The organism is Variovorax sp. GW821-FHT09B01 (assembly GCF_059418345.1).
This window is the reverse complement of the sequence record NZ_JBWKPQ010000007.1, coordinates 74,583-87,911: the sequence shown is the minus strand read 5'-3', so window position 1 is coordinate 87,911 and position 13,329 is coordinate 74,583. Positions and strand designations below refer to the sequence as shown.

Below are 13,329 nucleotides of genomic sequence, written 5' to 3'. Positions count from 1 at the left end.
AACCGCAAATGATCGACCTGGTCAGCCTGAAGGATTTCCTGGTCCTGTGCCAGACGCGCAGCTTCAGCCGCGCCGCCGAGCGTTGCCATGTGTCGGTGTCGGGGCTGAGCCGGCGCATCCAGGGCCTCGAGCAGTGGATCGGCGCGCCGCTGTTCGACCGGCGCACCGCGGCGCTCGAGCTCACGCAGCCCGGCGAGCGGCTGCAGGCGATCTCCTCCGAGGTGGTCTATGCGCTGGCGGGGCTGCGCAAGTCGATCAAGGCCGATGGCGAGGACCGGCAGCAGCGCATCCGCTTCGCGGCGCCGCACATCATGTCGGCCGTGTTCTTCCCCGACTGGGTGCCGCGGCTGCACAACGACTTCCGGAGCGCCAAGTTCAGCGTCAGCTCCGACAACCTGCCCGAGTGCTTCGAGATGCTGGCCGAGGGCTCGGTCGACTACGTGGTCGCGCTGTTCGACGAGGCCGGCGCCGTGGCCGCGCGCGCGGGCTCGGCCTGCGAGGCGGGCGACTGCCTGGTGCTGGAACTGGGGCGCGAACGGCTGGTGCCGGTGAGCGCGCCCAATGCCGCGGGTGGGCCGCTGTTCGACCTGCGCGATCCCGGCGGCGCGCCCGTTTCCTTCCTTGGCTATGCCGAGGAATGCCACCTCGGCTGGTCGCTGGCGCCGCTGCTCGAGCGCCACGGCGAGCTGCGGTTGCAGCGCCACCACGAGGCCAGCCTCACCGACGGGCTGCGCTTCATGGCGCTGTCGCGGCTGGGCGTGGCCTGGCTGCCGCAGGCGCTGGTGCGCGAGGACCTCGATGCCGGGCGCCTCGTGCGGGCCGGCGGCCCTTCGCTCGAGGTGCCGCTGCGCTTCATGCTGATGCGCCGGCGCGCGCCGCTGGCCGAGCAGGCCGAGCGGCTGTGGCGCCATCTGGGCGAGCTGGTGCGGGCCGAAGCGCCCGCGCCGGGCGAGCCGGTGCTCGAGGGCGTGGCGTAGGGGCGTTGCGGCTCAGGCCCGCGCGCCGGCATCGGGCAGCAGCAGGTCGCGCTGCGCCTGCGCGGTCTGCTGCAGGAACTCCCAGGTCGCCTGCATGCGCGCGAGGTGCTTGGTCTCCGCCGGCATCGACATCCAGAAGGTGCGCGTGAAGTTGGCCTGGCCCGCGAGCACCGGCTGCAGGCTGCCGTCGCCCTCGGCCAGGAAGGCCGGCAGCACCGCGATGCCCGCGCCCGCCGCCACCGCGCGGTGCTGCGCCAGCACGCTGGTGCTGCGCAGCGCGAAGCTGTCGGGGCGGTGCAGCTCGTCGAGGTACTGCAGCTCCTTGCTGAACAGCAGGTCGTCGACATAGCTGATGAAGGTGTGGCCGCGCAGGTCCTCGCGCGTGGCGATCGGCTTGTGCGCCGCGAGGTAGGGCTTCGAGGCGTAGAGGCGCAGCGTGTAGTCGCTGAGCTTGGTGACCAGCACCGGCCCGCGCGCCGGCCGCTCGAGCGAGATCACGATGTCGGCCTCGCGCCGCGACAGGTGCACCAGCCGCGGCATCGCCAGCAGGTCGATGGTCAGCCGCGGATGCTGGCGCGCGAACAGCGCGAGTTGCGGCGCCAGCACCGCGGTGCCGAAGCCCTCGGTGGCGCCGATGCGCACCAGGCCCGACAGCCCTTCCTGCGAGGCCGGTGCCGTGCTCTCGACCGCGAGGAAGGCGCTCTCCATCGCCTCGACCTGCGGCTGCAGCCGCCGGCCGGCCTCGGTGAGCCGGTGCCCGCCGGCCTCGCGCGCAAAGAGCGGCGCGCCCACCTCCTTCTCGAGCGCCTGGATGCGCCGCGCCACCGTCGTGTGGTCGACCTCGAGCCGGCGCGCCGCGCTCATCAGCGTGCCCGAGCGCGCGAGTTCGAGAAAGAAGCGAAGGTTGTCCCAGTCCATGTGTTCCTCCGGGCGGCGCCGTGGTGCGGGCGATCTGCATTTATGCAAAACCCCAGCGCAATTTTGTCTATTGTCATAGCAAAACTGCAAAGCTACGATGCCCGCTGTTCCGCCGCCTTCGGCACCGCATTCACAGGAGACAAGCACATGGACGCCAGCACCCAGCCCTCGACCCAGATCGCCACCGTCAAGCTCTTGATCGGCGGCAAGTTCGTCGAGTCGAAGACCACCGAATGGCGCGACATCGTCAACCCGGCCACGCAGCAGGTGCTGGCCCGCGTGCCCTTCGCCACGCAGGATGAACTCGACGCCGCCGTCGCTTCGGCCAAGGACGCCTTCAAGACCTGGCGCAAGACGCCACTCGGCGCGCGCGCCCGCATCTTCCTCAAGTACCAGCAGCTGATCCGCGAGAACATGGCCGAGCTGGCCGCGATCCTCACGGCCGAGCAGGGCAAGACCCTGCCCGATGCCGAGGGCGACGTGTTCCGCGGCCTCGAGGTGGTCGAGCACGCCTCGAACATCGGCAACCTGCAGCTCGGCGAGCTGGCCAACAACGTGGCCAACGGCGTCGACACCTACACCCTGCTGCAGCCGCTGGGCGTGTGCGCGGGCATCACGCCGTTCAACTTCCCGGCCATGATCCCGCTGTGGATGTTCCCGATGGCCATCGTCACCGGCAACACCTTCGTGCTCAAGCCCTCCGAGCAGGACCCGATGGTCACGATGCGCCTGTGCGAGCTCGCGCTCGAGGCCGGCATCCCGGCCGGCGTGCTCAACGTGGTCCATGGCGGCGAGGCCGTGGTCAACGGCATCTGCGACCACAAGGACATCAAGGCGATCAGCTTCGTCGGCTCGACCAAGGTCGGCACCCACGTCTATAACCGCGCCACCCTGGCCGGCAAGCGCGTGCAATGCATGATGGGCGCGAAGAACCACGCCATCGTGATGCCCGACGCCAACAAGGAACAGACGCTCAACGCGCTGGCCGGCGCGAGCTTCGGTGCCGCGGGCCAACGCTGCATGGCGGTGTCGGTGGCGGTGCTGGTGGGCGACGCGCGCAAGTGGGTGCCCGAGCTGATCGAGAAGGCCAAGACCCTGAAGATCGGTGCCGGCACCGAGAAGGGCGTGGACGTGGGCCCGCTGGTCTCGTGCGCGGCGCACGACCGCGTCAGCAGCCTGATCGAACGCGGCCTGGCCGATGGCGCCGAGCTCGTGCTCGACGGCCGCAAGCCCAGCGTGCCCGGCTACGAGAAGGGCAACTTCGTCGGCCCGACGATCTTCACCGGCGTGAAGCCCGGCATGACCATCTATGACCAGGAGATCTTCGGACCGGTGCTGTGCGTGGCCGATGCCGAGACCATCGACGAGGCCATCGAGCTGATCAACAGCAACCCGAACGGCAACGGCACCGCGATCTTCACGCAGTCGGGCGCCGCGGCGCGCCGCTTCCAGGAAGACATCGACGTGGGCCAGGTCGGCATCAACGTGCCGATCCCGGTGCCGGTCCCGATGTTCTCGTTCACCGGTTCGCGCGCCTCCAAGCTCGGCGACCTGGGCCCGTACGGCAAGCAGGTCATCATGTTCTACACCCAGACCAAGACCGTGACGGCACGCTGGTTCGACGACAGCACCGTCTCGCACGGCGTCAACACCACCATCAGCCTCAAGTGAGGAAGCGCCTTCGCGTCGCGGCCTGGGGCGCGGTGGCGACGCTCGCGCTGCTCGCTGGCGGCGCGCGGGCGGCCGCCGACGCCGGCGCGGACGACTGCGATCCCAACGGGAACCAGCAGCAGATGAACGCCTGCGCGGCGCGCGATTTCCGCGCCGCCGATGCGGCGCTCAACATCCGCTATGGCGAGGTGATGAAGACGCTGTCGCCGCAGATGCGCACCGCGCTGCGCAACGAGCAGCGCGCCTGGCTCAAGGGCCGCGACCCGGCCTGCAAGCGCGCCTCGAAGGCCAACGAGGGCGGCTCCATGTGGCCGCTGGTATTCAATTCATGCCTGGAGAAATCGACCCGGAAACGGACCGCCGAACTGGATCGCTGGAAGGGTCGCGAACAATGAACTTCGAACTGTCCGAAGAGCAGAACGCCTTTGCGCAGACCGCGCGCGATTTCGCGCAGGCCGAATTCGCGCCGCATGCGGCGCAGTGGGACGCCGAGGCCTTCTTTCCGAAGGAGGCCATCGCCAAGGCCGGCGAGCTGGGCTTCTGCGGCCTCTACGCGCCCGAGCGCATCGGCGGCCTCGGCCTGCCGCGGCTCGATGCGGCGCTGGTGTTCGAGGAGATGGCCGCGGTCGACCCCTCGACCACGGCCTTCATCACCATCCACAACATGGCGACCTGGATGCTCGGCACCTGGGCCACCGATGCGGTGGCCGAGCAATGGGGAGAGGACCTCACGAGCGGGCGCAAGCTGGCCTCGTACTGCCTCACCGAGCCGGGCGCCGGCTCGGACGCGGGCTCGCTCAAGACGCGCGCCGAGCTGCAGGGCACCGAGTACGTGATCAACGGCGGCAAGGCCTTCATCTCGGGCGCCGGTTCCACCGACGTGCTGGTGCTGATGGCGCGCACCGGCGGCGCGGGCGCCAGCGGCATCTCGGCCTTCGCGGTGCCGGCCGACGCGCCGGGCGTGAGCTACGGCAAGAAGGAACACAAGATGGGCTGGAACAGCCAGCCCACGCGCACCATCAATTTCGACAACGTGCGCATCCCCGCCGCAAACCTGCTGGGCAAGGAAGGCGAGGGCTTCCGCATCGCGATGAAGGGGCTCGACGGCGGGCGCATCAACATCGCGACCTGCTCGGTGGGCGCGGCACAGGGCGCGCTCGACGCGGCGCGCCGCTACCTGCACGAGCGCCAGCAGTTCGGCAAGCCGATTTCGAGCTTCCAGGCGCTGCAGTTCAAGCTGGCCGACATGGCGACCGAGCTGGTGGCCGCGCGCCAGATGGTGCGGCTGGCCGCGAGCAAGCTCGACGCCGGCCATGCCGACGCCAGCACCTATTGCGCGATGGCCAAGCGCTTCGCGACCGATGCGGGCTTCAATGTCTGCAACGACGCGCTGCAATTGCACGGCGGCTACGGCTACCTCAGCGAGTTCCCGCTCGAGCGGCTGGTGCGCGACACCCGCGTGCACCAGATCCTCGAGGGCACCAACGAGATCATGCGCGTGATCGTTGCGCGAAAATTGCTGGAAGGGGACAGCGATATCCGCTGACGCCCCGTATCCGGAACCCCTCAAGACAATGACCGACTCCGTAGTTCTCTTCGACGAAATCAAGACCGCCGGCGGCCAGCGCTTCGGCGTCGCCACGCTCAACGCACCCGCCTCGCTCAACGCGCTGTCGGTGGACATGGTGCGCCTGCTCACGCCCCAGCTGCGCAAATGGGCGAAGGACGACGGCATCGTCGGCGTGCTGCTGCAGGCCGCGGGCGAGAAGGCCTTCTGCGCGGGCGGCGACCTGCGCCAGCTCTACCAGACGCTGCTCGAGTGCGGCCCCGAACGCAACACCTACGCCGAGGACTTCTTCCGCGAGGAGTACGAGCTCGACCACCTGATCCACACCTTCCCGAAGCCCTTCCTCTGCTGGGGCCACGGCATCGTGATGGGCGGCGGCGTGGGCCTGATGTCGGGCTGCTCGCACCGCGTGGTGACCGCGCAGAGCCGCATCGCCATGCCCGAGATCAGCATCGGCCTGTACCCCGACGTGGGCGGAAGCTGGTTCCTGCGCCGCACGCCGGGTCGCACCGGCCTGTTCCTCGCGCTCACGGCCGCGAACCTCAATGCCGCCGACGCGATCTTCTGCGGCCTGGCCGACGTGCTGGTGCCGCAGGAGCACAAGGGCCAGGTGCTCGAGGCCATCGCCGCCGCGAGCTGGGCCGGCGAGGGCAAGGCCGACCGCGCCACGCTGTCGCGCATCCTCGCCAAGGCCGGCGAGGGCGCCGAACTGCCGGCGTCGAAGGTGCGCGAGCACTACGACACCATCAACGCGCTGATGGCCGGCGACGACCTGCTCGACATCGCGCAGCGCCTGCGCGGGCTGCAGAGCGACGACGCCTGGCTGCAGAGCGCCGCCAAGACCTTCATGAAGGGCGCGCCGAGCTCGGCCGCGCTGAGCTTCGAGCTCTGGCAGCGCGTGCACCGCATGTCGCTGGCCGAGGTGTTCCGCCTCGAGTACTGGGCTTCGCTGGGCTTCTGCGCGCACAAGGACTTCGCCGAGGGCATCCGCGCGGTGCTGATCGACAAGGACCGCAATCCCAAGTGGTCGCCCGCGAGCATCGAGGAGATCTCCCAGGCTTTCATCGACGACCACCTGCGCCCGCGCGGCGAGATGCCGGCGGAGCTGGCGACGCTGAAATAAAGACACTCAATCCTTCGGAGACAACACATGAAGATCGCATTCATCGGCCTCGGCAACATGGGCGGCCCGATGGCCCTCAACCTGCTCAAGGCCGGCCACACGCTCAGCGCCTTCGACCTCTCGGCCGACGCCTGCCAGAAGTTCGCGGGCGAGGGCCTGCCGATCGCGAAGTCGGCGGCCGACAGCGTGGCCGATGCCGAGGTCGTGATCAGCATGCTGCCGGCCAGCGCGCACGTCGAGGGTCTGTTCCTCGGCGGCGCGGGCAAGCCCGGCCTGCTCGAGAGCATCCAGGCCGGCGCGCTCGTGATCGACAGCAGCACCATCGCCGCCGCCACCTCGCGCAAGGTGGCAGAGGCGGCGGCCGCCAAGGGCATCGCGATGATCGATGCGCCGGTGTCGGGCGGCACGGGCGGCGCCATCGCGGGCACGCTGACCTTCATGGTCGGCGGCGAGACGAAGGACCTCGAGCGCGCGCGGCCGGTGCTCGAGAAGATGGGCGCCAACATCTTCCACGCGGGCGCCGCGGGCGCGGGCCAGACCGCCAAGATCTGCAACAACATGCTGCTCGGCATCCTGATGATCGGCACCTCGGAGGCGCTCGCGCTCGGCGTTGCCAACGGGCTCGATCCCAAGGTGCTGTCGGAGATCATGCGCCGCAGCTCGGGCGGCAACTGGGCGCTCGAGAAGTACAACCCGATGCCCGGTGTGATGGAGACCGCGCCGGCCTCGAAGAACTACGCGGGCGGCTTCGGCACCGACCTGATGCTCAAGGACCTGGGCCTGGCGCAGGAGAACGCGACCGCGGTGCGCGCCTCGACGCCGCTCGGCGGCATCGCGCGCAACCTCTATGCCGCGCACAGCCTCGCGGGGCATGGCGCGCTCGATTTCTCGAGCGTGCTGAAGCTGTTCCAGAAGCCCTGAGCCGGCGCGGCTCGATGACCGACAGCGGCCTCAGTGCCGCTGTTTGCGCTTGTGGGCGGTCTTCTCGGCTTTCTCGAAGGCTTCGTCGCTGGGCGCGCCTTCGCTGCCCGGCTTGCGCATGTGCTCGCCGCTGCCGTGCTTGATGCGCTCCTGCTTGGCGTGGATGTTGGCGTAGAGGCCCTTGGTCTTTCGGGTCGGCATCGCTGGCTCCTTGCGTTGGATCTGTCAGCGTGGTCACCGTGCATGGGCCGCCCGGCGCGCGCAGGCCGCGTCGCAGCGTAGGACATGCCGCGCGGCACGTCGTTGCCGCAGCCGGGCGCGGGGCCTTTGCGCGCATCGTCAGAATGGGGGCATGCCCCATGCCACTTCACGTCTACCGCATCGCCTGTCGTACCGCGCATCGGCGAGCCTGCTGCTCGCCGCCTTCATCGCAGGCTGCGCCGCGCCGCCCGCGCGCATGCAGACCCAGCCCGCGCCCACCGCGCCACGCACCGCCGCGCCTGCGCCCGTCGCGCCGGTCGCACCCGCTGCCGACGAGGCCCGCATCCAGCAGGACTTCGAACGCTGGGTCGCGCAGTTCCGCACCCAGGCGCGCGCCGCCGGCATCGAGGAGGCCACCTTGCACGGCGCCTTCGACGGCGCGAGCTACCTGCCGCAGGTGGTGGAGCGCGACCGCAGCCAGGCCGAGTTCGTGCGCGCGGTCTGGGACTACCTCGACACGGCCGTCTCTGCCCAGCGCGTGGCACGCGGCCAGGAGCGGCTGCAGGCGCTGCGGCCCCAGCTCGATGCGGTGGCCGCGCGCTACGGCGTGCCGGGCGAGATCGTGGTCGCGATCTGGGGCATGGAGAGCAACTACGGCGCCAACTACGGTGACATCTCGACCATCGACGCGCTCGCCACGCTGGGCTTCGAGGGCCGGCGCGCCGGCTGGGCGCGCGAGCAGCTGATGGCGGCGCTGAAGATCCTGCAGCGCGGCGACATCCCGCGCGACCGCATGATCGGCTCCTGGGCCGGCGCGATGGGCCAGACGCAGTTCCTGCCGACCGTGTTCCTCGCGCATGCGGTCGATGCCGACGGCGACGGCCGGCGCGACATCTGGGACAGCATGGCCGACGTCACGGCCTCGACCGCGAACTTCCTCCAGCACTCGGGCTGGCAGGCCGGCCAGCCCTGGGGCGTGGAGGTGCGGCTGCCGCCGGGCTTCGACCTCGCGCGCGCCGACGGGCAGCAACGCCAGTCCGCGAGCCAATGGGCGGCCGAGGGCGTGCGCGCCATGGACGAGGGCACGCCGCTGCCCGCGCTGGCCGATGCCTCGATCCTGCTGCCGGCCGGCGCGCGCGGGCCGGCCTTCCTGGTCGGACCGAACTTCCGCACCATCCTGCGCTACAACAACGCGACCAGCTATGCGCTGGGCGTGGGCCTGCTGGCGCAGCGCCTCGCGGGCGGGCCCGGCGTGCGCGCCGACTGGCCGCGCGACCTGCAGCCGCTGTCGCGCGCCGAGACGATCGCGCTGCAGCAGGCGCTCAATGCGCGCGGCTTCGGCGCGGGCACGGCCGACGGGCTGCTCGGCCCGGCCACGCGCGATGCGATCCGGCGCTGGCAGCGCAGCGTGGGCGAGCCGGCCGACGGCTATCCGACCGTGCAGCTGCTGCAGCGCCTCGCCACGCCCTAGCGCTCATTCGCGCTCATTCGTCGGAGGTTGCGAGCGTGGCCTTCTGGCGCCGCGTCGCCCCCGCGCGCCACAGCGTGAGCTCGACCGCGTCGCCGGGCTGCAGGCGCTCGAGCACGGTCAGCACGTCGTCGGCGCTGGTGACGGCCGCGCCGTCGATCGCGGTGATCACGTCGCCCGGCACGATGCCGCGCTCGCCGCGCGCGAAGGCCCGCAGGCCCGCGCGCGCGGCCGGGCTGTCGGGCTGCACGCGCAGGATCGCCACGCCGCGCGGCAGGTCGAGCGCGCTGTTGAGTTCCTTGGGCGCGTAGGTCAGGCCCAGCGCAGGCCGCACGAAGCGGCCGTCGCGGATCAGCCGCGGCACGATGCGGTTGACCTCGTCCACGGGGATCGAGAAGCCGATGCCCGCGCTCGCGCCCGAGGGGCTGAAGATGGCGGTGTTGACCCCGATCAGCCGGCCCGCCGAATCGAGCAGCGGGCCGCCCGAGTTGCCGGGGTTGATCGCGGCGTCGGTCTGGATCGCGCCGCGGATGGTGCGCCGGTTGACCGAATCGATCTCGCGGTTGAGCGCGCTCACGATGCCGGTGGTCAGCGTCTGGTCGAGCCCGAAGGGATTGCCGATGGCGTAGACCTTCTGCCCCACCTGCAGGTCGGCGCTGGTGCCCAGCGGCAGTGGCCGCAGCTTGGCCGCGGGCGCATCGATGCGCAGCACCGCGAGGTCGCGGTCGGGGAACACGCCCACCAGCTGCGCGCGGTAGCTGCTCTGGTCGGCCAGCGTCACGCGCGCGGCGGCCGCGTTCTGGATCACGTGGTAGTTGGTGACGACGTGGCCCTGCGTGTCCCAGACGAAGCCGGTGCCCGTGCCTTGCGGCACCTGCTGCACGTTGAGCGAGAACAGGCCGCGCTCCAGCCCGATCGAGGTGATGTTGACCACCGCGGGCGAGGCGGCCTTGAACACGGCGATGTTGTTCTGCTCGTCGGCGCCGAGCGCGCCGCGCGCGGCGATCGGGCGCGGCGCGGCCTCGGCGCGCGGCTGGGCATGGCCGGGGAGGGCGAGCAGGGTGGTCAGCAGGAGCGGGAGGAGGAAGAGGGTTCGCATGGCGCGGTGGGCATTGAGCGGGAGCGGGGCGGACTTTAGCGGGCCGCGGTGACCGGCGATGGATTGCGATCCTCGCGGCGGCGTTCGGTTCGGCGCGCGGCGGGATTTTTCCGGCGCGCCCGGCTGGCGCTCGTCCGACGCGGCCCCACCGGGTGGGCGCCAATAATCGCGCCATGCTGTCGTTCCTTCGCTCCCGTTGCCTGTCCGCCCTGGCCCTCGGCCTTTCGCTCTCGCTGCTGCTGGCCGCCGCGCCCGCCGCGGCCCAGGACCGCGCGCAGGCGCTGCTGCAGTTCGAGGGCGTGCCGGCGCGCTACCAGGCCGCCTACGCACCCGGCGCCGTGGCGCGCGGCGCGAAGCAGCAGCTCGATCCGGCCGACGAGGCCATCGCGGGCGGCGCGCTCAAGGCGCTCGATGCCGCCTCGGCCCATGCCTTCGACGCGCATGCCGCGCTGGCCGCGGTGCAGGCGGCCGTGGCAGCGGCCGGGCAGGGCGGCGCGGCGCCGTCGCCCGCGGTGCTGGGCGCGGTCGCGCACCTCGCGAAGGTCCGCGCCGACTATGGCGCGATGGACGACGCGGCGCGCGCCGACTTCATCAAGCGCCAGCAGGCCAACCCGCCGGGGCCGGCGCGCACCGGGCTGCTCGATCGCATGGCGGTGGCCGAGCTGCGCGAGGTCGACTTCTCGAGCGAGCTGCTGATGAGCGCCGTGGTCAAGCAGCTGGCGCGCGGCAACGCGGCCCAGTTCACCTCGCTGCCCGAGGCCACGCTCGAGGGCGCCATCGACTCGCTGTGGTCGCGTGGCGTGACCTCGACGCGCCAGCGCAACCTGCTGACCGTCGCGCGCGAGCTCGAGCGGCAGCTCACGCTGGTCTGGCTGTCGGCGCTCGGCGACGAGGAGATCGCCGCGCTGGCCGCCTGGCGCGGCGATGCGCAGGCCGATGGCGAGCGCGAGGCGCTGGTCGGCAGCTACCGCGCCGAGGTCAAGGCCGGCGACACGCGCGCGATCCGCGCGGTGCTGCGCGCCTGGCCGCGCTAGGCGGAAGGTATTCGGCGCGCGGGCGGAAAGCCCGGCGAATCGGCGTCGAATGTAGCTATTTGGGCGTCGTCGTCTGAAAGTTCCCGGCCATTGTTTCAATTTCGTGAACACCGTGATTCATTGGAGCAAGGGTTTTCCCTGGTTTGATGAGGCAAACTCCGCCTCACCCAAAAGAAGACCATCCAAAGGAAAGACACTCATGAAGACCTCGAACATCCTCGCTGCCGCCGCCCTGTCGCTGATCGCCGTTGCCGGCGCCCACGCGGAAACCTATGAAGGCGTGCATTCGGTGACCTCCGGCTACAGCCGCGCCGACGTGGCGCCCCAGGCCGCCGCCGCTGCCCGCGAAGGCAACATCTACGCCGACGGCGCGACCGCCAACCTGGCACCCGTGGTGGCCGGCAACACCGACCGCGCCGTGGTCCGTGGCGAAGCCGTGGCAGCCGCCCACGCTCCCGGCCAGAACCTGCGCCGCGAATCGTTCCCGGGCAGCGTGATCCCCGCGCAAGCCCGCACGCTGACGCGTCAAGCCGGCCTGTGATGCCGGGCGGCGCAAGCCGCTTTCGCTGAAGAGAATTGGTTAGGGAAACCGGGCCACGCGACGAGCGTGGCCCGGTTTTTCGTTGGGGCGGACATAAAGCAGGGAGAAAACGCGGCGCAGCTTGTAAGATAAGAATCATTCCCATCTTCAAGCCGCGCGGGCCCGCGCCCGTCCGTGACCGTGTCCCTCCCGCTCGCCGACCTCCCGCTGCAGACGCAGGTTGAAGTCCTGTACAGCCACCACCACGGCTGGCTGTGGCGCTGGCTGCAGCGCCGGCTCGGCGACGGCCACCGCGCCGCCGACCTCGCGCACGACGTGTTCGTGCGGCTGCTGGCGCGCGAGGAGCTGCTGGCGATCCAGGAGCCGCGCGCCTTCCTCACGACCGTGGCGCAGCGGGTGCTGGCCAACCACTGGCGGCGCCAGCAGCTCGAGCAGGCCTACCTCGAGGCGCTGACCCTCGTGCCGGCCGAACTGGCGCCTTCGCCCGAGGAGCGCGCGCTGCTGCTCGAGGCGCTTGCCGAAATCGATCGCCTGCTCGACGGCCTGCCGCTGGCCGTGAAACGCGCCTTCCTGATGACGCGGCTCGATGGCCTGAACCATGACGAGGTCGCGCAGGCGCTCGGCCTGTCGGTCACCACGGTCAAGCGCTACGTGCTCAAGGCCGCCCTGCAGTGCTATTTCCCGGACGCGCTGCCGGCGGGCCGGTGAGCAGCTTTCCTCCTCCCGGCATCGCCGAGCCGCCCGTCTCGGCCGAGGTCGCGCGCCGCGCGGTCGAGTGGATGCTCGAACTCCAGGGCGAATCCGTGCCCGCGCGCGTGCGCGACGAGTGGCGGCGCTGGCGCTCGGCGCACCCCGAGCACGAGCGCGCCTGGCGCCGCATCGAGTCGGTCGACGCCGCCCTGGGCCCGCTGGCCGCGCCCGGCCATGCCGCGATCGCGCGCGCCACGCTGGAAGCGGCCGCGCCGCTGCGCCGCCGCCAGGCGGTGCGCGCGCTGACCGCGCTGCTGTTCACCGGCGGTGGCGCCTGGCTCGCCGCCGAGCAGACCCCCTGGCGCGAATGGACCGCCGACCACCGCACCGGCACCGGCGAGCGCCGGCGCATCGTGCTCGACGACGGCACGGCGCTGGTGCTCAACAGCGGCAGCGCGGTCGACATCCGCTATGGCGCGGCCGAGCGGCGCATCCGCCTGATCGCGGGCGAGGTGCTGGTGACGAGCGCCAAGGACGCGGCCGCGCGCCCGCTGCTGGTCGAGACCGCGGATGGCGAGGCGCGCGCGCTGGGCACCGTGTTCTCGGTGCGCCGGCTGCCCGAGGCCAGCCTGCTCGCGGTGTTCGAGGGCGCGGTCGCGCTGCGGCCGCGGCAGGCCGCCGGCGACACGCGCGTGCTGCAGGCCGGCGAGGCCACCCGCTTCACGGCCACCGGGGTCGATGCGCCGCATGCGCTCGAGACCGGCAGCGCGGCCTGGACCGAGGGCCTGATCGTGGCGCGCGGCATGCGGCTGGCCGACTTCCTGGCCGAGCTGAGCCGCCATGCCGCGCAGCCGATCCGCTGCGACCCGGCGATCGCGGGCCTGCGCATCTCCGGCACCTATCCGCTGGCCGACATCGACAAGGTGCTCGACACCCTGAGCGCCACCCTGTCGCTCGAGATCCAGACCGTCACGCGCTTCTGGGGCCTGCGCGCCACCGAGGTGCTGCTGGTGCCCCGGAGCAGCACGGCGCGCGCGCCGCAGCGTTGAAAAAACGCGCGGGCGAAAAAAAAGTTGCCGCGACCTGGTCCGTTTCGCTTTTTCGCGGGACATGGAAGGT

The 13,329-nt window shown here is 71.2% G+C and carries 14 protein-coding genes; 11 read left to right on the top strand and 3 right to left on the bottom strand.

Annotated elements, in window-relative coordinates; translation table 11 throughout:
- Nucleotides 1-8 precede the first annotated feature (8 nt).
- The gene (locus AC07RV_RS21090; protein WP_296782048.1) at nt 9-977 is read left to right on the top strand and encodes a LysR substrate-binding domain-containing protein; all 969 of its coding nucleotides are present in this window, start codon (nt 9-11) and stop codon (nt 975-977) included.
- A 12-nt stretch (nt 978-989) separates the two neighbouring features.
- On the opposite strand, the gene AC07RV_RS21085 is transcribed toward AC07RV_RS21090, so the two are convergent.
- Nucleotides 990-1,895 (bottom strand): LysR family transcriptional regulator, encoded by a 906-nt coding sequence (locus tag AC07RV_RS21085; RefSeq protein WP_296782047.1) that lies wholly within the window; start codon nt 1,893-1,895, stop codon nt 990-992.
- Nucleotides 1,896-2,042: 147 nt separating this feature from the next.
- Between AC07RV_RS21085 and AC07RV_RS21080 the strand changes: the two genes are divergently transcribed.
- The 5 genes from AC07RV_RS21080 to mmsB are packed head-to-tail and all read left to right on the top strand — an operon-like array spanning nt 2,043 to nt 7,177.
- Nucleotides 2,043-3,566, top strand: a complete 1,524-nt coding sequence (locus AC07RV_RS21080; RefSeq protein WP_208510962.1) for a CoA-acylating methylmalonate-semialdehyde dehydrogenase — start codon at nt 2,043-2,045, stop codon at nt 3,564-3,566.
- On the top strand, nt 3,563-3,961 hold the full coding sequence (locus AC07RV_RS21075) for a lysozyme inhibitor LprI family protein (protein WP_093344747.1): 399 nt from the start codon (nt 3,563-3,565) through the stop codon (nt 3,959-3,961). The genes AC07RV_RS21080 and AC07RV_RS21075 overlap by 4 nt, the downstream gene beginning before the upstream one ends.
- Nucleotides 3,958-5,112, top strand: coding sequence for an acyl-CoA dehydrogenase family protein (locus AC07RV_RS21070; protein WP_296782046.1), 1,155 nt, complete (start codon nt 3,958-3,960; stop codon nt 5,110-5,112). The genes AC07RV_RS21075 and AC07RV_RS21070 overlap by 4 nt, the downstream gene beginning before the upstream one ends.
- Before the next feature lie 28 nt (nt 5,113-5,140).
- Entirely contained in the window at nt 5,141-6,256 is a 1,116-nt protein-coding gene (locus AC07RV_RS21065) for an enoyl-CoA hydratase/isomerase family protein (protein ID WP_296782045.1), read from the top strand.
- Nucleotides 6,257-6,283: 27 nt separating this feature from the next.
- On the top strand, nt 6,284-7,177 hold the full coding sequence (gene mmsB, locus AC07RV_RS21060; RefSeq protein ID WP_057595062.1) for a 3-hydroxyisobutyrate dehydrogenase: 894 nt from the start codon (nt 6,284-6,286) through the stop codon (nt 7,175-7,177).
- 30 nt (nt 7,178-7,207) lie between these two features.
- On the opposite strand, the gene AC07RV_RS21055 is transcribed toward mmsB, so the two are convergent.
- On the bottom strand, nt 7,208-7,378 hold the full coding sequence (locus AC07RV_RS21055) for a hypothetical protein (protein WP_172705438.1): 171 nt from the start codon (nt 7,376-7,378) through the stop codon (nt 7,208-7,210).
- A 151-nt stretch (nt 7,379-7,529) separates the two neighbouring features.
- Between AC07RV_RS21055 and AC07RV_RS21050 the strand changes: the two genes are divergently transcribed.
- Entirely contained in the window at nt 7,530-8,849 is a 1,320-nt protein-coding gene (locus tag AC07RV_RS21050) for a lytic murein transglycosylase (protein ID WP_296782044.1), read from the top strand.
- 13 nt (nt 8,850-8,862) lie between these two features.
- Here AC07RV_RS21050 and AC07RV_RS21045 read toward each other — a convergent pair whose 3' ends face one another.
- Entirely contained in the window at nt 8,863-9,945 is a 1,083-nt protein-coding gene (locus tag AC07RV_RS21045) for a S1C family serine protease (RefSeq protein WP_296782043.1), read from the bottom strand.
- A 173-nt stretch (nt 9,946-10,118) separates the two neighbouring features.
- On the opposite strand from AC07RV_RS21045, the gene AC07RV_RS21040 reads away from it, so the two are divergent.
- The 4 genes from AC07RV_RS21040 (at nt 10,119) to AC07RV_RS21025 (ending at nt 13,259) form a co-directional block, all read left to right on the top strand.
- Complete coding sequence (locus AC07RV_RS21040) at nt 10,119-10,979, top strand: hypothetical protein (RefSeq protein WP_296782042.1); 861 nt, start codon at nt 10,119-10,121, stop codon at nt 10,977-10,979.
- A 199-nt stretch (nt 10,980-11,178) separates the two neighbouring features.
- Nucleotides 11,179-11,520, top strand: coding sequence for a hypothetical protein (locus AC07RV_RS21035; RefSeq protein WP_057595065.1), 342 nt, complete (start codon nt 11,179-11,181; stop codon nt 11,518-11,520).
- 180 nt (nt 11,521-11,700) lie between these two features.
- The gene (locus tag AC07RV_RS21030) at nt 11,701-12,228 is read left to right on the top strand and encodes a sigma-70 family RNA polymerase sigma factor (protein WP_444814645.1); all 528 of its coding nucleotides are present in this window, start codon (nt 11,701-11,703) and stop codon (nt 12,226-12,228) included.
- On the top strand, nt 12,225-13,259 hold the full coding sequence (locus AC07RV_RS21025; RefSeq protein WP_296782040.1) for a FecR domain-containing protein: 1,035 nt from the start codon (nt 12,225-12,227) through the stop codon (nt 13,257-13,259). Before AC07RV_RS21030 ends, AC07RV_RS21025 begins: the two co-directional genes overlap by 4 nt.
- Nucleotides 13,260-13,329: the final 70 nt, after the last annotated feature.

Coding starts and splice junctions, on each gene's coding strand:
- AC07RV_RS21045 (WP_296782043.1), bottom strand. CDS start 9,945: ATGCGAACCCTCTTCCTCCTCCCGCTCCTGCTGACCACCCTGCTCGCC.
- mmsB (WP_057595062.1), top strand. CDS start 6,284: ATGAAGATCGCATTCATCGGCCTCGGCAACATGGGCGGCCCGATGGCC.
- AC07RV_RS21085 (WP_296782047.1), bottom strand. CDS start 1,895: ATGGACTGGGACAACCTTCGCTTCTTTCTCGAACTCGCGCGCTCGGGC.
- AC07RV_RS21070 (WP_296782046.1), top strand. CDS start 3,958: ATGAACTTCGAACTGTCCGAAGAGCAGAACGCCTTTGCGCAGACCGCG.
- AC07RV_RS21080 (WP_208510962.1), top strand. CDS start 2,043: ATGGACGCCAGCACCCAGCCCTCGACCCAGATCGCCACCGTCAAGCTC.
- AC07RV_RS21050 (WP_296782044.1), top strand. CDS start 7,530: ATGCCCCATGCCACTTCACGTCTACCGCATCGCCTGTCGTACCGCGCA.
- AC07RV_RS21065 (WP_296782045.1), top strand. CDS start 5,141: ATGACCGACTCCGTAGTTCTCTTCGACGAAATCAAGACCGCCGGCGGC.
- AC07RV_RS21040 (WP_296782042.1), top strand. CDS start 10,119: ATGCTGTCGTTCCTTCGCTCCCGTTGCCTGTCCGCCCTGGCCCTCGGC.
- AC07RV_RS21035 (WP_057595065.1), top strand. CDS start 11,179: ATGAAGACCTCGAACATCCTCGCTGCCGCCGCCCTGTCGCTGATCGCC.
- AC07RV_RS21090 (WP_296782048.1), top strand. CDS start 9: ATGATCGACCTGGTCAGCCTGAAGGATTTCCTGGTCCTGTGCCAGACG.
- AC07RV_RS21055 (WP_172705438.1), bottom strand. CDS start 7,378: ATGCCGACCCGAAAGACCAAGGGCCTCTACGCCAACATCCACGCCAAG.